The 19,635-nt window shown below is 63.5% G+C and carries 17 protein-coding genes and 1 tRNA gene; 10 read left to right on the forward strand and 8 right to left on the reverse strand.

All coding sequences use genetic code 11. From position 1 onward, the window contains the following. The first annotated feature begins 17 nt into the window (after positions 1 to 17). The 10 genes from doeA to KU43P_RS03945 all read left to right on the forward strand — a co-directional run bounded on the left by doeA (position 18) and on the right by KU43P_RS03945 (position 12,161). On the forward strand, positions 18 to 1,208 hold the full coding sequence (gene doeA / locus KU43P_RS03900) for an ectoine hydrolase DoeA (protein ID WP_317661135.1): 1,191 nt from the start codon (positions 18 to 20) through the stop codon (positions 1,206 to 1,208). Between the two features lie 3 nt (positions 1,209 to 1,211). After that, the gene (gene doeB, locus KU43P_RS03905) at positions 1,212 to 2,231 is read left to right on the forward strand and encodes a N(2)-acetyl-L-2,4-diaminobutanoate deacetylase DoeB (protein WP_317661136.1); all 1,020 of its coding nucleotides are present in this window, start codon (positions 1,212 to 1,214) and stop codon (positions 2,229 to 2,231) included. Positions 2,232 to 2,267: 36 nt separating this feature from the next. After that, positions 2,268 to 3,734, forward strand: coding sequence for an NAD-dependent succinate-semialdehyde dehydrogenase (locus KU43P_RS03910; RefSeq protein WP_317661137.1), 1,467 nt, complete (start codon positions 2,268 to 2,270; stop codon positions 3,732 to 3,734). Between the two features lie 12 nt (positions 3,735 to 3,746). Then, the gene (locus tag KU43P_RS03915) at positions 3,747 to 5,132 is read left to right on the forward strand and encodes an aspartate aminotransferase family protein (RefSeq protein ID WP_317661138.1); all 1,386 of its coding nucleotides are present in this window, start codon (positions 3,747 to 3,749) and stop codon (positions 5,130 to 5,132) included. A gap of 226 nt (positions 5,133 to 5,358) precedes the next feature. Then, positions 5,359 to 6,177: a polyphosphate kinase 2 gene (gene ppk2 / locus KU43P_RS03920; RefSeq protein ID WP_317661139.1), complete on the forward strand. Its 819-nt coding sequence runs from the start codon at positions 5,359 to 5,361 to the stop codon at positions 6,175 to 6,177. A gap of 35 nt (positions 6,178 to 6,212) precedes the next feature. Continuing rightward, the gene (locus KU43P_RS03925; RefSeq protein WP_317661140.1) at positions 6,213 to 7,409 is read left to right on the forward strand and encodes a monovalent cation:proton antiporter-2 (CPA2) family protein; all 1,197 of its coding nucleotides are present in this window, start codon (positions 6,213 to 6,215) and stop codon (positions 7,407 to 7,409) included. Between the two features lie 40 nt (positions 7,410 to 7,449). Next, positions 7,450 to 8,547 (forward strand): AI-2E family transporter, encoded by a 1,098-nt coding sequence (locus KU43P_RS03930; RefSeq protein ID WP_317661141.1) that lies wholly within the window; start codon positions 7,450 to 7,452, stop codon positions 8,545 to 8,547. Next, the gene (locus tag KU43P_RS03935; protein WP_317661142.1) at positions 8,544 to 10,061 is read left to right on the forward strand and encodes a TolC family protein; all 1,518 of its coding nucleotides are present in this window, start codon (positions 8,544 to 8,546) and stop codon (positions 10,059 to 10,061) included. The genes KU43P_RS03930 and KU43P_RS03935 overlap by 4 nt, the downstream gene beginning before the upstream one ends. Continuing rightward, positions 10,058 to 11,161, forward strand: a complete 1,104-nt coding sequence (locus KU43P_RS03940) for an HlyD family secretion protein (protein ID WP_317661143.1) — start codon at positions 10,058 to 10,060, stop codon at positions 11,159 to 11,161. Before KU43P_RS03935 ends, KU43P_RS03940 begins: the two co-directional genes overlap by 4 nt. Further along, positions 11,151 to 12,161 carry a DUF2955 domain-containing protein gene (locus tag KU43P_RS03945; RefSeq protein WP_317661144.1) on the forward strand — a complete coding sequence of 337 codons (1,011 nt, stop codon included), beginning with the start codon at positions 11,151 to 11,153 and terminating at the stop codon, positions 12,159 to 12,161. The genes KU43P_RS03940 and KU43P_RS03945 overlap by 11 nt, the downstream gene beginning before the upstream one ends. A 217-nt stretch (positions 12,162 to 12,378) precedes the next feature. Here the strand turns inward: KU43P_RS03945 and ychF are convergent, their stop codons facing one another. The 8 genes from ychF to KU43P_RS03985 all read right to left on the reverse strand — a co-directional run bounded on the left by ychF (position 12,379) and on the right by KU43P_RS03985 (position 19,169). Next, entirely contained in the window at positions 12,379 to 13,479 is a 1,101-nt protein-coding gene (gene ychF, locus KU43P_RS03950) for a redox-regulated ATPase YchF (RefSeq protein WP_008099042.1), read from the reverse strand. A gap of 22 nt (positions 13,480 to 13,501) precedes the next feature. After that, positions 13,502 to 14,086 (reverse strand): aminoacyl-tRNA hydrolase, encoded by a 585-nt coding sequence (gene pth, locus KU43P_RS03955; RefSeq protein WP_008099045.1) that lies wholly within the window; start codon positions 14,084 to 14,086, stop codon positions 13,502 to 13,504. A gap of 76 nt (positions 14,087 to 14,162) precedes the next feature. Continuing rightward, positions 14,163 to 14,759: a 50S ribosomal protein L25/general stress protein Ctc gene (locus KU43P_RS03960; RefSeq protein ID WP_317661145.1), complete on the reverse strand. Its 597-nt coding sequence runs from the start codon at positions 14,757 to 14,759 to the stop codon at positions 14,163 to 14,165. 118 nt (positions 14,760 to 14,877) lie between these two features. Further along, a complete protein-coding gene (locus tag KU43P_RS03965; protein WP_016391678.1) occupies positions 14,878 to 15,819 on the reverse strand; it encodes a ribose-phosphate pyrophosphokinase in 942 nt (313 codons plus the stop codon). Positions 15,820 to 15,867: 48 nt separating this feature from the next. After that, positions 15,868 to 15,942: transfer RNA gene (locus tag KU43P_RS03970), tRNA-Gln, on the reverse strand. 19 nt (positions 15,943 to 15,961) lie between these two features. Then, positions 15,962 to 16,822 carry a 4-(cytidine 5'-diphospho)-2-C-methyl-D-erythritol kinase gene (gene ispE, locus KU43P_RS03975; protein ID WP_317661146.1) on the reverse strand — a complete coding sequence of 287 codons (861 nt, stop codon included), beginning with the start codon at positions 16,820 to 16,822 and terminating at the stop codon, positions 15,962 to 15,964. A 3-nt stretch (positions 16,823 to 16,825) separates the two neighbouring features. Continuing rightward, positions 16,826 to 17,443 (reverse strand): lipoprotein insertase outer membrane protein LolB, encoded by a 618-nt coding sequence (lolB, locus tag KU43P_RS03980; protein WP_176512172.1) that lies wholly within the window; start codon positions 17,441 to 17,443, stop codon positions 16,826 to 16,828. A gap of 4 nt (positions 17,444 to 17,447) precedes the next feature. After that, the gene (locus tag KU43P_RS03985) at positions 17,448 to 19,169 is read right to left on the reverse strand and encodes a tetratricopeptide repeat protein (protein WP_317661147.1); all 1,722 of its coding nucleotides are present in this window, start codon (positions 19,167 to 19,169) and stop codon (positions 17,448 to 17,450) included. Positions 19,170 to 19,635 lie beyond the last annotated feature (466 nt).

The raw sequence follows: 19,635 nt of genomic DNA on the forward strand, positions 1-19,635 counted from the left end.
ACAAGAAGGGCATCCGTATGTCACAAACAGTGGTCAACCTGCCGTTCAGCCGGCAGGAATACGCCCAGCGCCTGGCCAAGACCCGCGCCGCCATGCAGGCGCAAGGCCTTGAGTTGTTGCTGGTTACCGACCCATCGAACATGGCCTGGCTGACGGGCTATGACGGCTGGTCGTTCTACGTGCACCAGTGCGTGCTGCTGGCGCTCGATGGCGAGCCGATCTGGTTTGGCCGCGGCCAGGACGCCAATGGCGCCAAGCGCACGGTGTTCATGCAGCACGAGAACATTGTCGGCTACCCGGATATCTATGTGCAGTCGCGCGAGCGCCATCCGATGGACTACCTGTGCCAGGCCGTGATTCTGGCCAAGGGCTGGGGCGGCCTGAGCATCGGCGTGGAGATGGACAACTACTATTTCAGCGCCGCGGCCTACCAGGCACTGTGCAAGCACCTGCCGCAGGCGCGGTTCAGCGATGCCGCCGGCCTGGTCAACTGGCAGCGGGCGGTCAAGTCGCCGCAGGAAATCGCCTACATGCGCATCGCCGCGCGCATCGTCGAGCAGATGCACGGGTGCATTCTCGAACGCATCGAGCCGGGCATGCGCAAGAACGAGCTGGTGGCCGAGATCTACCGCAGCGGCATTCTCGGCGTCGATGGCCATGGCGGCGACTATCCGGCCATCGTTCCTCTGTTGCCGACCGGCGCCGACGCCAGTGCGCCGCACCTGACCTGGGACGATTCGCCATTCAGTCGCGGGGCGGGCACCTTCTTCGAGATCGCCGGCTGCTACAAGCGCTACCACTGCCCGCTGTCGCGCACGGTGTACCTGGGCAAGCCGCCGCAGCATTTTCTCGAAGGCGAGAAGGCCGTGGTCGAAGGTATCGCCGCCGGCCTCGATGCTGCGCGGCCAGGCAATACCACCGGAGACATCGCCCGGGCGTTCTTCCGCGTGCTGGAAAAGTTCGGCATCCACAAGGACAGCCGCTGCGGTTACCCGATCGGTATCAGTTACCCGCCAGACTGGGGCGAGCGCACCATGAGCCTGCGCCCGAGCGACACCAGCGTGCTGCAACCGGGCATGACCTTCCACTTCATGCCGGGGTTGTGGATGGACGACTGGGGGCTGGAGATCACCGAAAGCATCCTCATCACCGAGACCGGGGTCGAGACCCTGTGCAACGTGCCTCGCCAGCTGTTCGTGAAGGACTGAGCCATGAATGCAATCGCCCAGGCCGCCGCCATGGTGGCCAACCCGATCAGCTGTACCCTGGATTTCGAGCGCGATGGCGTGCAGCACGGTTTTCTCAAGCTGCCGTACTCGCGTGACGACTCCGCCTGGGGCGCTGTGATGATCCCGCTGACGGTGGTCAAGCACGGCAATGGCCCGACGGCCCTGCTCACCGGTGGCAATCACGGTGACGAATACGAAGGCCCGGTGGCGCTGAGCAAACTGGCCCAGCAGCTGCAGGCCGAGCAGGTCAGCGGGCGGGTGATCATCGTGCCCTTCATGAATACGCCTGCGGTGCATGCCGGGACCCGCACCTCACCAATCGACAAAGGCAACCTCAACCGCAGCTTCCCGGGCCGGCCCGATGGCAGCGTGACGGAAAAGATCGCCGATTATTTCCGCCGCACCCTGCTGCCACTGGCCGATGTCGTCCTGGATATCCACTCCGGTGGGCGCACCCTCGACTTCCTGCCCTTCGCCGCCTGTCACGTGCTGCCCGACAAGGCCCAGCAAGCCCGGTGCGAGGCGGGCATGCGGGCGTTCGCCGCGCCCTATGGCATGCGCATGCTGGAACTGGACGCCCAGGCGATGTACGACACGGCCGCCGAGGAGCAGGGCAAGGTGTTCGTGACCACCGAACTGGGGGGGGGCGGCACCTGCACCGCCAAAAGCGTCGGCCTGGCCGAACGCGGCATACGCAACCTGCTGATTCATGCCGGCATCCTCGAAGGGGAGATGGAGCAGGGCGAGACCATTCTGCTGGACATGCCGGATGGCGATTGCTTCGTCGCCAGCGAGCATGACGGCCTGCTGGAGATGTGTCGCGATCTGGGCGACACGGTCAGCCAGGGCGAGGTGATCGCCCGGGTGCATGACATCCGCCGCACCGGTGCCGCCCCCTTCGAGTACCGCGCCAGGCGCAGCGGGCTGCTCGCCGCGCGGCACTTCCCAGGGCTTGTGCAGTGTGGCGACACCCTGGCGGTGATCGCTGAAGTCTTGGTCTAGGCCCATCGCCACGACAACGAGGTATGGAGAACAGTCATGTCGCACCACTACCCATTCAACAACCTGTGCCACATCGATGGCCAGTGGCTGCACAGCAACAGCGGCAACAGCATCGCCGTGCATGACCCGGCCAGCCGTCAGGTCATCGACCATGTGCCGATGCTCGACCACGAACAGATCGTCGCCGCAGTGGATGCCGCCGAGCGTGCATTCCCGGCCTGGCGGCAGCAGAGCCTGGACAGCCGAGCGGCGCTGCTGCGGCGCTGGGCCGAGTTGATGCTCGGACACCAGGAGGCGCTGGCGCGTATCCTCAGCACCGAGCAGGGCAAGCCGTTGCCGGAAGCCCGTGGTGAAATCGCCTATGCGGCGAGCTTCATCCCCTGGTTCGCCGAACAGGCCCGGCGCCTGAACGGTGAGACCATCCCCAGCCATATTCCAGGTGCCCAGTTGAGCACCCTGAAGGAGCCCGTTGGGGTCTGCGCGCTGCTCACACCGTGGAACTTCCCCAGCGCCATGATCACCCGCAAGGCCGCTGCGGCACTGGCCGCCGGCTGCACGGTGGTGGTCAAGCCGGCCCATGAAACGCCGTTTTCGGCCCTGGCGCTGGCGCAATTGGCACAGGACGCCGGTTTCCCGCCGGGGGTATTCAACGTGGTGATCGGCGAGCCGCAGATGGCCATGCAAACCCTGGTACGCGACAGCCGCGTGCGAGCCGTCAGCTTCACCGGCTCGACCCGCGTCGGCAAGCTGGTGCTGCAGGCCGCCGCCGAGGATGTGAAGAAGGTGGCATTGGAGCTGGGCGGCAATGCGCCGTTCATCGTCTGCGCCGATGCGGATCTCGACCTGGCCGTGCAGGTGGCCGTGGCGGCCAAGTTCCAGACCTCCGGCCAGGACTGCTGCGCGGCCAACCGGATCATGGTGCAGCGGCCTTTGTACGACGCCTTCCTGACGCGCTTTGGCGAAGCGGTACGGGCGCTGAAGGTCGGCCCGGCCATGCTCGCGGGCGAGCAGACCGCTGCCGAGATCGGCCCGCTGATGCATCAGGCGGCCTTCGATGCCACCCAGGCGCGGGTCGAGGACGCCCTGCAGCGTGGCGCCCGGCGCCTGGCAGGTGGCGAGGGGCATGCCTTGGGGGGCTGGTTCTTCCAGCCGACGGTGCTGGCCGATGTCACCCCAGCCATGCGCATCTATCAGGAAGAAAACTTCGCGCCGATCGCCGGGGTCATGCCGTTCGACACCCTGGAACAGGCCATCGCCCTGGCCAACGACACCGAATATGGCCTGGCCGCGTACATCGTCGGCAACCGCCTCGACGTGGTGCACCCGCTGGTACGCCGGCTCGACCATGCGATGGTGGCGATCAATGGCGTCAAGTTCACCGGCCACCCCATCCCGTTCGGCGGCATGAAGGCGTCGGGCCTTGGCCGCGAGGGCGGTAGCGAGGGCTTCGAGCCCTTCGTGGAAACCAAATACGTTTGCCTGCACCACCACGGTCAGTTTTAAGGAGCGTTAGCCATGAGCCAAGATTTCAGCCAGCTGTTCGAACAGGACCGCGCCCACTTCATGCACCCCTCGACCCACGCCCACGATCACGCCAGCGGCGCGCTCAAAGGGCGGATCATCACCGGTGCCGAGGGCATCCGCCTGCGTGACCACGAAGGCCGTGAGCTGATCGATGCTTTCGCCGGTCTGTACTGCGTGAACATCGGTTACGGCCGTACCGAAGTCGCCGATGCCATTCACCGTCAGGCCAAGGAGCTGGCCTACTACCACACGTATGTCGGCCACTCTACCGAGGCGATCATCGAACTCTCCAGCCGCATCATCGAGTGGGCGCCGGCAGGGATGAAGAAGGTCTATTACGGCCTGTCGGGCTCCGATGCCAACGAGACCCAGGTCAAGCTGGTGCGTTACTACAACAACATTCTCGGCCGCCCGGCGAAGAAGAAAATCATCTCCCGTGACCGTGGCTACCACGGCTCGGGCATCATGACCGGCAGCCTGACCGGACTGCCCAGCTTCCATCAGCATTTCGACCTGCCGGTCGAAGGCGTCAAGCACACCGTCTGCCCGCACTGGTATCGCAAGGCGCCGGCCGGCATGGACGAACAAGCCTTCGTGCAGTATTGCGCCGACGAACTCGAGCAACTGATTCTCGCAGAAGGCCCCGACACCGTGGCCGCGTTCATCGGCGAGCCACTGATGGGTACCGGTGGCATCATCGTGCCGCCCAAGGGCTACTGGAAAGCGATCCAGGCTGTGCTCGAGCGTTATGACGTGCTGTTGATCGCCGACGAAGTGGTCTGCGCCTTCGGCCGACTGGGATCGAAGATGGGCAGCCAGCGCTACGACATCCGCCCGGACCTGATCACCACGGCCAAGGGGCTGACCAGCGCCTATGCGCCCCTTTCTGCAGTCATCGTCGGTGAAAAGGTATGGAACGTGATCGACGAAGGCTCGCGCAAGGCAGGCCCCATGGGCCACGGCTGGACCTACTCGGGGCACCCGATCTGCGCGGCGGCGGCGCTGGCCAACCTGGATATTCTTGAGCGCGAGAACTTGACCGAGAACGCCGAAGTGGTGGGCGGCTACCTTAACAGGCGTATGCGCGAAACCTTCGAAGGCCACCCGCTGGTAGGCGAAGTACGGGGTGACGGCATGCTGTGTGCGGTCGAGTTCATGGCTGACCGCGAGACGCGCACGGCGTTCGACCCGGCGCTCAAGGTCGGGCCGCAGGTATCGGCGGCGTGCCTGGAACGTGGCATGGTCGCCCGGGCCATGCCGCATGGTGACATTCTTGGTTTTGCCCCTCCGCTGGTGCTCACCCAGGAGGATGCCGAGCAGATCGTTGCCATTACCAAGGACGCGGTCGATGCCGTGGCCGGCAAGGTGCTCGGCTGACCTTCGCGCCAGGGGCCGCGTCCTGCTGCCCCTGGCTGCTGGCGAAGCGGCAAGCCGCTTGGGGCGCAAATGCCTCAAAAATCATTTTTGATTTGAATCAATCGTTTTTCCGGACTTATATCCCGCGCTCTCCCGGTTGAGACACGTCGAGCTGCGCTCGCAAGCGAGACGGCTACTCTTTGTGGATCGACCATAATGACTCTTCAGTCGAAGTCAGGAGCATGTGATGTCCAAGATGCACCGGAAAAAAGACCTTGATGCCGCCAAGGAAAAGCTCTCTGGCAAGGCCTATGAGAAAGAGCTGAAAAACCTCCATGTCGAGCTGGTCAAGCTGCAGGAGTGGGTGGTGGCCAAGGGCCTCAAGGTGTGCATCCTCTTCGAAGGCCGCGACGGCGCCGGCAAGGGCGGCACCATCAAGGCCATCACCGAGCGGGTCAGCCCGCGGGTTTTCCGCACAGTGGCGCTGCCGGCGCCGACCGAGCGTGAAAAGACCCAGATGTACGCCCAGCGCTACCTCAACCACCTGCCGGCCGCCGGCGAGGTGGTGATCTTCGACCGCAGTTGGTACAACCGCGCCGGCGTCGAGCGGGTGATGGGGTTCTGCACCGAAGACCAGGCCGACAAGTTCCTCGCGGTGGTGCCGTTGCTCGAGAAGCTGATGGTGGAATCGGGGATCATCCTCATCAAGTACTGGCTCGAAGTCAGTGCCGAGGAGCAGACCCGCCGCCTTCAGGACCGTATCAACGACGGCCGCAAGCTGTGGAAGTTGTCGCCCATGGACCTCAAGTCGTACACCCGCTGGGACGATTACACCCGCGCCCGCGACGCGATGTTCGCCGCCTCGGATTCCTCCTGGGCGCCCTGGTACATGGCCCATTCCGACGACAAGCGGCGCGCCCGCCTCAACATCATCAGCCACCTGCTCACCCAGGTTCCCTACAAGGACATCACCCGCGAAGCGGTAGTGAAACTGCCCAAACGCGGGAAGATCGGCAAGTACAAGCCTTTGGCCTATCCCTTCAAAGTCATCGAAGATCGGCTGTGATGGGCATTCTACGCAAAGCCTAGAGGAGGTGATCCATGCCGCACGATGGAAGCCTCTTACAGGCGACAGTAGTTTTTCTGTTGGCCGTGGTATTGCTGGTACCTCTGGCGCAACGCTTGAAGATGGGCGCGGTGCCAGGCTACCTGCTGGCCGGTATCCTCATCGGCCCCTCGGTACTTGGCCTGTTGGGCAACCCGGACAACGTGGCACGCATTTCGGAAATGGGCGTGGTCATGCTGTTGTTCGTGATCGGCCTGGAGCTTTCGCCACGGCGGCTGTGGACCATGCGCCGGGCGCTTTTTGGTATCGGTTCGTTGCAGGTGGGGCTTACCGCTCTGGTGCTAGGGCTGCTGGCGTACTGGCTGTTCGGCCAGTCGAAGCCTGCGGCGATCGTGCTGGGCGTAGGCCTGGCGCTGTCCTCCACCGCCTTTGGCCTGCAAGTGCTGGCCGAGCGCAAGGACCTGGGCAAGCCGCACGGCCGGCTGGCGGTGGCCATCTTGCTGTTCCAGGACATTGCCGCGATTCCGCTGATTGCCGTGGTGCCGTTGCTTGGCGGCGATGTCAGCGTTGCCGACGAAGGTAACTGGCCGATGCTGGCGGTAGTGGCCGGCATCGGTGTGGTGATCATCTTCGGCCGTTACCTGTTGACCCCGTTGTTCAAGTGGACCGTTGGTTCCGGCCTGCCCGAGCTGTCCACCGCCACGGCACTGTTGGTGGTACTGGGCACCGCCTGGGTGATGGAGCACGTCGGGGTGTCCATGGCCCTGGGTGCCTTTCTCGCCGGCGTGCTGATGGCCGAGTCGCCTTTTCGCCATGAACTGGAAACCCAGATCGAACCGCTCAAGGGCTTGTTGCTGGGGTTGTTCTTCGTCGGTGTGGGCATGAGCGCCGACCTCGGCTTGCTGTTCTCCATGCCATGGGCAGTGCTGGGCCTGACCCTGCTGCTGGTCAGCATCAAGATGCCGTTGCTGTACGCCCTGGGGCGTTTTGCCGGCGGGCTGAAGCGGCATGAGGCGCTGTGCCTGGGCGTGGTGCTGGCATCTGGCGGCGAATTTGCCTTCGTGGTGTTCAAGCTGGCGCTCGAACATCAAGTGCTGACGCAGCAGGTGCACGACCTGCTGGTACTCGCCATCACCCTGTCGATGGCCGTGGTACCGCTGGTAATGCTGGCCCTGGCGCGTCAATTGCGGGACGGCACTGGCCCCGAGGGTGTGCCCGAGGCAGGCAAGTGAATGGCGCCACACGGCGTCTTGAATGTTTGGAGACCTAACAATGCAACAAGGACTAAAGCTGGACAGCGCTCTGTCTCGGGGTTTGCTCGACGTGCTGATCAAGGCCGGGTTGATTGCCGCACTGGTGATCTTCTCCTTCGAGGTGTTCCAGCCTTTTCTCGAGCTGATGCTGTGGGCGGTGATCCTCGCGGTCACGCTGTACCCATTGCAGCAGCGCATCAAGCGCGGTTCGGGGCTCAAGGACGGCTATGCAGCGACCCTGGTGGTGGTACTGGTGCTGGTGGTGCTGCTGGTGCCGATCTACCTGGTGGTGGTATCCATCGGCGAGTCGGTGGACAGCCTGGTGAACGTGCTCAAGAGCGGTGCCTGGAGTGTGCCGACTCCGCCCGATTCGGTGGCCAGCTGGCCGTTGATCGGGCCCAAGCTGCATGCCCTGTGGCTATCGGCCTCGCAGAGCTTGGCACCGTTGCTGAACAACATGATGCCCTACCTCAAGGGCGCGAGCTTGACCGTGCTGGGTGCTGCAGCCAGCGCGGGCGCGGCGTTCCTGCTGTTCATCGGGGCGATCATCATTTCCGGGGTCATCATGGCGTTCGGTGCGCGTGGCGAGATCGCCTCGCAACGCATCGCCATACGTGTTTCCGGCGAGGAGCGGGGTAAGCCGCTCGCCAGGCTGTGCACGGCAACCATCCGTGCGGTGGCCCAAGGGGTGATCGGCATCGCCTTCATCCAGATGCTGCTGATTGGTGTCGGCTTCGTGGTCAAGGGCGTGCCTGGGGCAGGGATGCTGGCTATCGCCGTGCTCATGCTGGGGATTGCCCAGGCGCCGGCGACCTTGGTCACGCTGCCAGTGATCCTGTATACCTTCCATGCCGAGGGTTTCACTGCCGCGACCATCATCTTCGCGGTCTACACCTTCGTCGCCGGGCTCGCCGACAACGTGCTCAAGCCGCTGCTGCTGGGGCGCGGGGTGGATGTGCCGATGCCGGTGGTGCTGATCGGCGCCTTGGGCGGCATGGTGGTCAAAGGCATCATCGGCCTGTTCATCGGCCCGGTGATTCTCGGTGTAACCTATGTGCTGTTCTGGCAGTGGGTCGCCCTGCAGGTGCCGGAACCCCCTGTTGAGCCGGACGCGTGAGGCACAGCATCAAATGGCCTTGCGTGTGTCATGCCGTCAGCTTGTTCGCCGTGCTGGCAGGCTGCACCCAGGTCGGCCCCGACTTCCAGCCACCACAGGAGCCGTGGCTGACGAGCTGGAGCACGCCACTGCTGGAACAGGCTGGGCAGCCAGCTGCGGCGCCGGACCTGCAGCAGTGGTGGGCGGTGTTCGCCGACCCCACCCTGGATGCGCTGATCGCTGAAGCCGACGCCCACAACACCAACCTGCGGGTAGCCGGCTTGCGCATTGCCGAGGCGCGCGCGCAGCTGGCCATCGTGCAGACCGGGCGTTATCCACAGCTTCAGCAGTTGCGTGCGCAGAGCCTGTACCTCAAGCAGGATCAGTCGGGCACACCCACTGCCCGCGATTCGGTGTTCTGGCAGTCCAGCGTGGGCTTCGACATCGGCTGGGAAATCGACTTCTGGGGGCGCTTCAGCCGCGCCATCGAAAGCGCCGACGCAGCCTACTTTGCCTCCCAGGCCAACTACGCCGACGCCATGGTGCTGCTGCGCGCCCAGGTGGCCGACACCTACTTCGCCGTGCGCACTACCGAGGCGCGGCTGGCGATTGCTCTGGAAAACGCCAAGCGCCAGGCGCGCAGCCTGGAGATTACCGAGCGGCTGTTTCGCCACGGTGAGAACGATGAGCTCGACTGGCAGCAGGCGCGCACCCAGTACCTGGCGACCCAGGCCACCATCCCCGAGTTCGAGAACCAGCTCAATGCGCTGCATAACGTGCTGTGTTCGCTGCTAGGTCGCCCGCCTGGGCCGCTGCCCGAGTTGCAGGCGCGCCATGGCCAGTTGCCGTTGCCCGACCGCGCCGTGCTGCAGGACGTGCCCGCCAACCTGCTGTTGCGCCGGCCGGATGTGCGTGCGGCCGAGCAGGCCGTGGCAGCGCAGTCGGCCTTGGTCGGCGTTGCCGAAGCGGACCTTTATCCACAGATCAGCTTGCTCGGCAGCATTGGTTGGAGCTTCGCCTCGGCCAACCACTTGCCCAATAGCTTCGACGTGGCCGCAGGGCCGAGCCTGATCTGGAACCCGTTCGACTATGGCCGGCGCAAGAATGCCGTGCGCGTAGAGGATGCGCGCCTGCAGCAACTGATCGAGCTGTACCACCAGGGCGTGCGCGAAGCGGCGCGCGAGGCTGACGATGCCGCCAGCGGCCTGGTGCGTTCGCTGCAAAGTGCCAACATCCGCCATGATGCTTCGCAGGCGGCCCAGCGTTCGTTGAACCTGGCCAGCTCGCAATACCGCGAGGGTTTCGCCGATTTCCAGCGCGTGCTCGACGCCCAACAACTGTTGTTACAGCAACAGGACGGCTACTTGGTCAGCCGTGGTAATGCGGTGAGTAGCTTGGTGAGCTTGTACAAGGCACTGGGCGGTGGCTGGAATACCCGCCACGAGCCCATCGACCATGAAACGCGTCGGCAGATGCAGCAACGTACCGACTGGGGCGATCTGCTCGATGCCCCTGCACAGGGTGGAAACCAATGAGCGATATCAAGGAAACGCCCCCTGCACAGGCCCCAGCCCCAGACCGCGGCATGCGCTGGGTACTTTTGGCGATCGTCGTGAGCCTGGTCTGGTACCTGCTCGCCGACCGCTTCACGCCCTACACCCAGCAGGCTCGCCTGCAGGCCTACGTGGTGCCGGTGGCGGCGGAGGTCGCGGGCCAGGTCAAGCGCGTGGCGGTGGGCAACAACCAGCAAGTGCGGCGCGGCGATGTGCTGTTCGAACTGGATCAGGACCAGTACCGCATCGCGATGCAACGTGCCGAGGCCGACCTCGATACCGTGAAGCGGCAGGTGGGGGCCAGTACCGCCGGCATCGATTCGGCCCAGGCGTCTCTGGTAGCGGCACAGGCCAACGAGCGCAAGGCCCGTCAAGATGCAGAAAGGCTCAAGCGTCTGATCGAGGAAGACCCAGGCACGGTATCGGTACGCCGCCTGGAAGGGGCGCAGGCGACCCGCGACCAGGCCATCAGCAAGGTGGCGGCGGCCCGCGCCGAGGTAGTACGGGCGCGTGAGCAGCAAGGGGGTGACGAGGCCAACAACGCACAATTGCGCAGCGCTGCGGCCAATGTCGAAAAAGCGCGGCTGGACCTCGCCCGAACGGTGGTGCGCGCCGAGGCCAACGGGCTGATCACCGACCTGCGCACGGACGTTGGCCACTACGTCGGCGCCGGCACGCCGATGATGACGCTGATCGCCATCCATGACGTGTGGATCAGTGCCGACATGACCGAGAACAACCTTGGCCGGTTGCGTCCTGGCGTGCCGGTGCTGGTGGTGCTCGATTCCCTGCCGGGGGAAGTGCTGAAAGGGCGAATCCGCAGCATCGGCTATGGCGTGAGCGTCGGCCAGAGCGCGCCGCCAGGCAGCTTGCCGACGGTGCAGAACAGCCGCGAATGGCTGCGCTCGGCGCAGCGCTTCCCGGTGATCGTCGAGCTTGATCGTGACCAGTTGCAGGACCGCTCTGGCCTACGCGTGGGCGGGCAGGCTGAAGTCATGGCACTGCCCGGCGAGGGCAACCCGCTGAATCTGCTGGGCCGGTTGTTCATGTGGCTGATGAGCTGGCTGGCCTATGCCTATTGAGCTACGCCAGCTGCGCGCCCTGCGCCTGGCCTGGGGTGTGGCGCTGTGCCTGGCGGCGAGCTTTGGCCTGGGGCTGCCGGTGCCGATCCTGGCGCCGGTGTTCGCGGTATTGCTGCTGGCCATGCGCAGCCAGCCACTGCCCTTGCGCGCGGCGCCGTTGCTGGCCGTGCTGGTGCTGCTCAGTTGCGGCAGCGGCCTGCTGCTGATTCCCTTGTTGCGCCATGCCCCGCTGAGCGGGGTATTGCTGGTCGGTATTGGCGTGTTCCTGGTGCTGCGCTACGCGCTCAAGGGGGGCAATGGCCTGGTGGCGAACCTGCTGGTGATTGGCCTGACCATGATCGCCGCAGCCGGTACCAGCGATTTCACCCTGGCACTGTCCGTGGTCGAAGCCTTGGCCAAGGGCATGTTGCTGGCCACCCTCGGCACATCGCTGGCCCATGTGCTGTTTCCCGAGCCCGCCGATGCACCTGCGCAACCTTCACCGCCGCTGCTTGCCAATGAGGATGTTAGCTGGGTCGCCCTGCGCGCCACGCTGATCGTCATGCCGGCATTTCTGCTGGCGCTGATCGCACCGGACCAATTCATGCCGCTGATCATGAAGTCGGTGAGCCTGGGTCAGCAGGCCGAGGAAACCCGCGCCCGCCACGCCAGCCGCGAGCTGATTGGCTCGACCTTGCTGGCCGGGGTGCTGGCAATACTGATCTGGGGAGCGTTGAGCCTGTTCGTGCACCTGTGGATGTTTTTCCTGTGGGTGCTGCTGTTCACGCTCTGGCAGGCAAGGCGGCTCTATCGCGTGGTGGCGACCCGGCATAGCCCGGGTTACTGGGTGAGCTGCCTGACGACGGTGTTGATCCTGCTTGGGCAGTCGGTGCAGGACAGTGCCGGTGGGCAGGATGTGTACCGTGCCTTTGCCGTGCGCATGGCGTTGTTTCTTGCGGTGTCGGTGTATGCCAGTGTCATGCTGAGCTGGATCGATCGGCGTAGGGTTCGGGCTGTTTAGGTGGCTTTACCGGCCCTATCGCCGGCAAGCTGGCGCCCACAGGGATGGTGTGATCTTGAGCAAGGCGCTCTTCCTGTGGGAGCCGGCTTGCCGCCGATAGGGCCAGACCAGGCTGCCTAAGGCCTTCCTCCTGAAACTCGGCTTAGTGTAAGGAGGCCGGAAACGGCGACGCCCCCTTCGCCGGTAAGCCGGCGAAGGGGGCGTCGCGGGTGTAGCGTTATACGTTGAAGCGGAAGTGCATCACATCGCCGTCCTTGACGATGTAGTCCTTGCCTTCCAGGCGCCACTTGCCGGCTTCCTTGGCACCGCCTTCACCCTTGAACTGGATGAAGTCGTCATAGGCCACCACTTCGGCGCGGATGAAGCCTTTTTCGAAGTCGGTGTGGATCACGCCAGCGGCTTGTGGCGCGGTGGCGCCGACGCGGACGGTCCAGGCGCGTACTTCCTGCACGCCGGCAGTGAAGTAGGTCTGCAGGTTGAGCAGCTCGTAACCGGCGCGGATCACGCGGTTCAGGCCAGGTTCTTCCAGGCCCAGGGCCTCGAGGAACATGTCCTTTTCTTCGCCGTCGTCGAGCTCGGCGATTTCAGCTTCGATCTTGTTGCACACCGGCACCACGACCGCGCCTTCTTCCTCGGCGATGGCCTTGACCACGTCCAGGTGCGGGTTGTTGTCGAAGCCGTCTTCGGCGACGTTGGCGATGTACATCACCGGCTTGCTGGTCAGCAGGTGGAAGCCACGGATGACGGCCTTCTCGTCGTCAGCCATGTTCTTCATCAGGCTGCGCGCCGGCTTGCCTTCGGTGAAGTGAGGGATCAGTTTTTCCAGGATGGCCTTCTGCGCCAGGGCTTCCTTGTCGCCGCCCTTGGCATTGCGGGTAACCTTCTGCAGTTGCTTCTCGCAGCTGTCGAGGTCGGCGAAGATCAGCTCCAGGTCGATGATCTCAATGTCGCGCTTGGGGTCGACGCTGTTGGAAACGTGAATCACGTTCTCGTCTTCGAAGCAGCGCACCACGTGGGCGATGGCGTCGGTCTCGCGGATGTTGGCGAGGAATTTGTTGCCCAGGCCTTCACCCTTTGAGGCACCGGCTACCAGGCCGGCGATGTCGACGAACTCCATGGTGGTCGGCAGGATGCGGTTGGGCTTGACGATTTCCGCCAGCGCCGCCAGGCGCGCGTCGGGCATCGGCACGATGCCGCTGTTCGGCTCGATGGTGCAGAAGGGGAAGTTCTCCGCCGCGATGCCAGACTTGGTCAGGGCGTTGAACAGGGTGGACTTGCCGACGTTGGGCAGGCCGACGATGCCGCAATTGAAACCCATGGGTATTCCCCTCTCTAGGAAATCAGGCCTTCTGGCTGTGCAGCTCGCGCATCGCCTTGGCGAAATCGCCGGCGAGCACGTCCGGCAGCACGCCGAGGGCAAAATCGATGCTGGCGTCGAGCTTCTCCTGCTCGGCGCGCGGCGCGCGGCCCAGGACGAAGTTGGAGACCAGTTTGGCGTCGCCCGGGTGGCCAATGCCAAGCCGCAGGCGGTGGAAGTCGTTCTGGTTGCCGAGCTGCGCGATGATGTCGCGCAGGCCGTTGTGCCCACCATGGCCACCGCCGCGCTTGAGCTTGGCGACGCCTGGCGGCAGGTCGAGTTCGTCATGCGCCACCAGAATGGCCTCCGGTTTGATCCGGAAGAAATTGGCCAAAGCCGCCACGGACTGACCGCTACGGTTCATGTAGGTGGTGGGGATGAGCAGACGAACGTCGTTGCCCTGATGGCTGAATTTAGCCGTCAGGCCGAAATACTTGCGGTCAGCGGTCAAGGAGACGCGCTGGGCGCTGGCAATGCGTTCAACGAAAAGAGCCCCTGCGTTATGCCGGGTCTGTTCGTATTCGGGGCCGGGGTTACCCAGGCCGACGATCAACTGGATGGCGGTCACGTAGGGGCTCTTCCTTGGAGTTGGTGGGTTACGGTGCGCGGCACTGTAACCCGATCAACACCGGCGCGCGAGTGGATTACTCAGCGGCGCCTGCTTCAGCTTCTGGAGCAACGCGTGGTGCGTGAACGTTGGCAACAGCTTTGTCATCACCGTGGGCCAGAGCGACGAACTCTACGCCTTTCGGAGCTTTCAGGTCCGACAGGTGGATGATGGTGCCAATTTCAGCATTGGCCAGGTCGACTTCGATGAACTCTGGCAGGTCTTTGGCTTCGCAGGAAACTTCGATCTGCGATTCAACGTGCGAGATCTCGCCGCCTTTCTTGACCGGTGCTTCTTCGTTGATGAAGTGCACTGGAACAACAGCGGTCAGCTTCTGGCCAGCAACGACGCGAACGAAGTCGGCGTGCATGATGAAGCCTTTGGCTGGGTGGCGCTGCATGGCCTTGACCACGACGTTCTGCTTGGCGCCATCGACGTTCAGCTCGATAACGTGGCTGAAGGCAGCTTCGTTTTCGAACAGCTTGGCGATTTCCTTGGCCACGATGGTCAGGGATTGAGCTTCTTTATCGCCACCGTAGACAACGGCAGGGATGTTGGCGGAGTGACGCAGGCGGCGGCTCGCACCTTTCCCCAGGTCAGTACGCGCTTGGGCGTTCAGAGTGAAATCAGTCATTTTGTTTCTCCAAAATAGCCTCCCGAGGGCGTTTGCGACCAGCGCCAACGGGGATGGCAAAAAAGCCCCGCCCCAACGAATGCTGGGGCGGGGCGCTTCACATCAACACGTGTTCCGCTTAGCGGAACATCGCGCTGATCGATTCTTCGTTGCTGATGCGGCGTACCGCTTCAGCGACAACCGGTGCGATATCCAGCTGGCGGATACGGTCACAGGCTTGAGCAGCGGCGGACAGCGGAACGGTGTTGGTCACCACCAGCTCGTCCAGTACCGACTTCTCGATGTTCTCGATCGCGCGGCCCGACAGGACAGGGTGCGTGCAGTAGGCGTAAACCTTGGCAGCGCCGTGTTCTTTCAGGGCCTTGGCCGCGTGGCACAGGGTGCCGGCGGTATCGACCATATCGTCTACCAGGATGCAAGTGCGCCCTTCGACATCACCGATGATGTGCATCACTTCGGAGTGATTGGCCTTTTCGCGGCGTTTGTCGATGATACCCAGGTCGACACCCAGGGACTTGGCGACGGCACGTGCGCGCACGACACCACCGATGTCCGGGGAGACGATCATCAGGTTCTCGAAACGCTGGTCTTCGATGTCGTCGACCAGTACGGGCGAGCCGTAGATGTTGTCGACGGGGATATCGAAGAAGCCCTGGATCTGGTCAGCGTGCAGGTCGACGGTGAGAACACGGTCGATACCCACGACAGTGAGCATGTCAGCGACGACTTTGGCGCTGATGGCTACACGTGCCGAACGCGGACGGCGGTCCTGGCGGGCGTATCCGAAGTAAGGAATCACAGCAGTGATTCGCGACGCAGAGGAGCGGCGGAAGGCATCAGCCATCACGACCAGTTCCATCAGATTGTCGTTGGTAGGGGCACAGGTTGGCTGGATGATGAACACGTCCTTACCGCGAACGTTTTCATTGATCTCAGCACTGATTTCGCCGTCGGAGAACTTACCGACAGAAACATCACCCAGTGGAATATGCAGCTGACGTACGACACGCCGAGCCAGATCGGGGTTAGCGTTCCCCGTAAAGACCATCATCTTGGACACGCGCAGTACCTGAAGGCTGAGGGTATACCTGGATGAGTATAAGGAAAATGGCAGGGGCGGCTGGATTCGAACCAACGCATGGCAGGATCAAAACCTGCTGCCTTACCGCTTGGCGACGCCCCTGTATCTGTTGCTGCGAGCGCTAGGCACTCGACTTCTTGATCAGACTTTGCAGCTCACGATGCAACATCGAAATATTGCTTCCTTTCGCCACAAACCCTGTTTGGGTCGCTGAAAGAAGGGCCAGAACTTTATCAGCTTCGGCTTTGCTTGGGAAGGCCCCAAACACACAACTTCCAGTTCCGGTAAGCCGAGCATTTGTGAATTTACCCAGCGAATTCAACGCATTGCGAACTTCTGGGTAACTCTGCTCTACCACCGGTTGGCAGTCATTTCGACTGTTTCCCTCGGGAACGGGGCGCATCTTAAGGGGGAGGGAATCACGTGTCAACTGCGGATGTGAAAAAATTTCTACTGTGCTGACAGACACTTGCGGCACCAGCACGACATACCAGGGCTCTTCTGGGTCGACGGGGGTCAGTTGCTCGCCCACGCCCTGGGCGAACGCAGCGTGGCCGCGCACGAACACCGGCACGTCGGCGCCTAGGGTCAGGCCCAGGGCCGCCAGGCGATCTTCATCCCAGTCCAGGCCCCACAGATGCGCCAGAGCCAGCAGGGTGGTGGCGGCATCCGAGCTGCCACCACCGATGCCGCCGCCCATGGGCAGCACCTTGGTCAGCCAGATGTCGGCGCCCAGCGTTGTTGCGGACTGTTCCTGCAATTTGCGCGCGGCACGCACGATCAGGTTGCTGTCGTGGGGGACAGCCTCGATTTCGGTGTGCAGGCGGATCACGCCGTCGTCACGCCGAGCGAAGCTCAGCTCGTCGCCGTGGTCGAGGAACTGGAACACGGTTTCCAGCTCGTGGTAGCCGTCGGGGCGGCGGCCGATGATGTGCAGCCACAGGTTGAGCTTGGCCGGGGCGGGCAGGGTGAGCTTGTGCATCGATCAGTGCCCCAGCTGGCGTGGTTGCCAGTCCTTGACTACCAAGGTCACGTCCAGGTCCTTGCCGTGCAGCTTCAGGCGCTCGGGCAACCAGTAGCCGTTCTGCTCGGTGTAGCTCAGGTACTGCACCTGCCAGCCATCCTGCTCGAGGCTGGCCAGGCGGCTGTCACCGTCCAGGGTGAGCTTGCTCTTGCTGTCGGGGGCGGGTAGGCCGCGCACCCACCAGACCAGGTGCGAAACCGGCAACTGCCAGCCGAGTTGTTCTTCCAGCAGGGCCTCGGGGCTGGTGGCTTCAAAGCGGCCCTGGTTGGCCACTTCCAGCACTACGCCGCCAGGGCGGCCGGTCAGGCGTGCGGCGCCCCGGCCCAGCGGGCCGGCCAGGCGGATGTCGTAGTAATCCTGGCGCTGCAGCCAGAACAGCGTGCCACTGCCGGAGTCGCGCGGGGCGCGAATGCCGACCTTGCCGTTGATCTGCCAGCCATCGAGGCTGCTCAGCTGCTCTTTATGGGCGCGCCACTGCTGTGGGTCGCCGTGCCCCTGCAGGGCTTCGCGGCTCCCGAAGCCGGCACAGCCGGCCAGCAGGGCGATCAGGGTGAAGGTGATGCAATGGCGCAAAAACATGGCGTTAAAGGGTCTCGGATCCGGTCAGGCGCAAAACGGTCTTGCGCAGGATAGGGCTGTCAGGCTGGGCCTCGAAGGCCTTGGCCCAGACTTGGCGGGCTTCGCGGTGCTTGCCGTTGGCCCACAAAACTTCACCCAGGTGGGCGGCCACTTCATGGTCGGGGAAGCGCTCCAGGGCTTGGCGCAGGTAGCGTTCGGCCTCGTCGAGGTTGCCCAGGCGATAGGCAACCCAGCCGAGGCTGTCGAGCACGGCCGGGTCGTCCGGGGTGAGCTGGTGGGCCTTGTCGATCAGCGCCTTGGCTTCGGCATAGCGGGTGGTACGGTCGGCCAGGGTGTAGCCCAGGGCGTTCAAGGCCATGGCGTTTTCCGGCTCGCGGGCGATGATCGCGCGCAGGTCCTTTTCCATCTGCGGCAGGTCGTCGCGCTTTTCGGCCAGCATGGCACGGGTATAAAGCAGGTTGAGGTCGTCCGGGTAGTGTTGCAGGGCTTGCTGCAGCACCTGGTTGGCCTGGGCGTCCTTGTTGTTGTTGCTGTAGCTTTCCGACTCGATCAGGTAGAGCTGGACGGCGATGTCCGGCTGCGCTTCACGGGCTGCGGCAAGCTGGCGCGAGGCTTCGCTGCCGCGGCCATTGGCGATGAGAATGTCGGCCTGGCGCAGTTGCGCTGGCAGGTAATCGGGGCCCGGGCCGACCAGGGCATATTCGCGCAAGGCGCCGGCCGGATCGTGGCGTTCCTCGGCGATGCGGCCCAGGTTGAGGTGCGCGGCATCGACGTTGCTGTCGCGCTCGATCAACTCGCGCAGATAGATTTCGGCTTCGTCCCAGTCCTTGTTCTCCAGGCACACCAGTGCCAGGGAGTAGCGCAGCTCATCGTCATCGGGATACTCCTGGAGCAGGCTGATGAACTCGGCCTTGGCGTCTGCCATTCGGTCCTGCTCGACCAGCGTGCGCGCGTAGGTCAGGCGCAGGCGCTTGTCGTCGGGGTTGTCGCGGATCGCCCCGCGCAGCAGCGGCAGGGCCTCCGAGCCGCGGTCAAGAGCCTGGAGCAGGCGGGCGCGCAGCAGAATCGGGGCAATTTCACCGTCTTGTGCCGGGTGAGCTTCAAGCAGTTCGAGGGCTTCTTGCGCCTTGCCGTCCTGATTCAGCAACAACGCTTTGCCGAATACCAGCTGGCTGTTGTTGGGGTACTTGGTCAGCAGGCGGTCGAAACTCTGCATCAGGCCGTCGCGGGTGCTCTGGTCAGTTTCGGCAGCCGACAGGGCGAGGAAATCGAAGTGGGTGTCGCCTTGGCCTTGCAGCACCTTCTCCATATACGTCATGGAGTCGTCGTAGCGACCGGCGCGTGCCAGCTGGATGGCGGCGGCGCGCTGGGCGTCGAGGTTCTGCGGATCGTTGCGTGCCCAGACCAGCGCGTTGTCGAGGGCCGGCTCGTCAGCGCCGAGATACTCGGCAATACGGTAGGCGCGTTCGGAAACGCCAGGGTCCTGGGTCTTGGCGGCCTGGTCGGTGTAGTTGGCCAGGGCGATGTCGAAACGGTTGCGTTGCCCGGCCAGTTCCGCGACCAGCAGGCTGTACAGCGTGTCTTGCGTGAACGACCCATACACCACGGGCTTTTGCGCCTCGCCTTGGCCGGCCTCGGCGACGGGAGGCTCGGCACTTTTCGGGGCCAGGCTCTGGCAGCCCTGAAGCAGGGCGAAGGCAAGCAGCAATGCGTAAGGTCTGTTCATATAAGGAGGCTTAGAAGACTTACCGGCGGTCGGAGCATGATGACACAAGCGCGGGGGCAAACCCACCTGCGAAGGTCGTGGTCTACAGCAATCAGGTGCAAGGGTCGGACAGCAGGAGTGGACGATAGGTTCGGAGTCAGTCTCGGGGGCTTATGTCTGGGCTTGGGTGTTGGTTTTCAAAGGCCTTGATGATGGTGGGCGAAATAAAGGCATGCTCTAAATAATAAAAGGGCGAAAAAGAGCGCTAAGCACGCAACGGCCAGTCTGTTAAGAGACTGCTTTGTGTGGCTGGATACTGGGTTTACTTCCCTAATGTCCACGAGGCCTTTACGTGCGTAGGCTTTAAGAAGGTCAGTATTAGAGGTATTGTTCCAAATCGAAAAACTTATCCCGATAAAACCAAGCTCGGCGTATATTTTTTATTGTCGCTGATGAGTTTGCAGTTGATTAGAAGCGACTCGACATT

This window comes from Pseudomonas sp. KU43P (assembly GCF_033095865.1).
Classification (GTDB): domain Bacteria; phylum Pseudomonadota; class Gammaproteobacteria; order Pseudomonadales; family Pseudomonadaceae; genus Aquipseudomonas.

Bases quoted from the DNA above. Each gene is read 5' to 3' on its own strand.
- doeA (WP_317661135.1), top strand. From the start codon at position 18: ATGTCACAAACAGTGGTCAACCTGCCGTTCAGCCGGCAGGAATACGCC.
- doeB (WP_317661136.1), top strand. From the start codon at position 1,212: ATGAATGCAATCGCCCAGGCCGCCGCCATGGTGGCCAACCCGATCAGC.
- KU43P_RS03910 (WP_317661137.1), top strand. From the start codon at position 2,268: ATGTCGCACCACTACCCATTCAACAACCTGTGCCACATCGATGGCCAG.
- KU43P_RS03915 (WP_317661138.1), top strand. From the start codon at position 3,747: ATGAGCCAAGATTTCAGCCAGCTGTTCGAACAGGACCGCGCCCACTTC.
- ppk2 (WP_317661139.1), top strand. From the start codon at position 5,359: ATGTCCAAGATGCACCGGAAAAAAGACCTTGATGCCGCCAAGGAAAAG.
- KU43P_RS03925 (WP_317661140.1), top strand. From the start codon at position 6,213: ATGCCGCACGATGGAAGCCTCTTACAGGCGACAGTAGTTTTTCTGTTG.
- KU43P_RS03930 (WP_317661141.1), top strand. From the start codon at position 7,450: ATGCAACAAGGACTAAAGCTGGACAGCGCTCTGTCTCGGGGTTTGCTC.
- KU43P_RS03940 (WP_317661143.1), top strand. From the start codon at position 10,058: ATGAGCGATATCAAGGAAACGCCCCCTGCACAGGCCCCAGCCCCAGAC.
- KU43P_RS03945 (WP_317661144.1), top strand. From the start codon at position 11,151: ATGCCTATTGAGCTACGCCAGCTGCGCGCCCTGCGCCTGGCCTGGGGT.
- ychF (WP_008099042.1), bottom strand. From the start codon at position 13,479: ATGGGTTTCAATTGCGGCATCGTCGGCCTGCCCAACGTCGGCAAGTCC.
- KU43P_RS03960 (WP_317661145.1), bottom strand. From the start codon at position 14,759: ATGACTGATTTCACTCTGAACGCCCAAGCGCGTACTGACCTGGGGAAA.
- ispE (WP_317661146.1), bottom strand. From the start codon at position 16,822: ATGCACAAGCTCACCCTGCCCGCCCCGGCCAAGCTCAACCTGTGGCTG.
- lolB (WP_176512172.1), bottom strand. From the start codon at position 17,443: ATGTTTTTGCGCCATTGCATCACCTTCACCCTGATCGCCCTGCTGGCC.
- KU43P_RS03985 (WP_317661147.1), bottom strand. From the start codon at position 19,169: ATGAACAGACCTTACGCATTGCTGCTTGCCTTCGCCCTGCTTCAGGGC.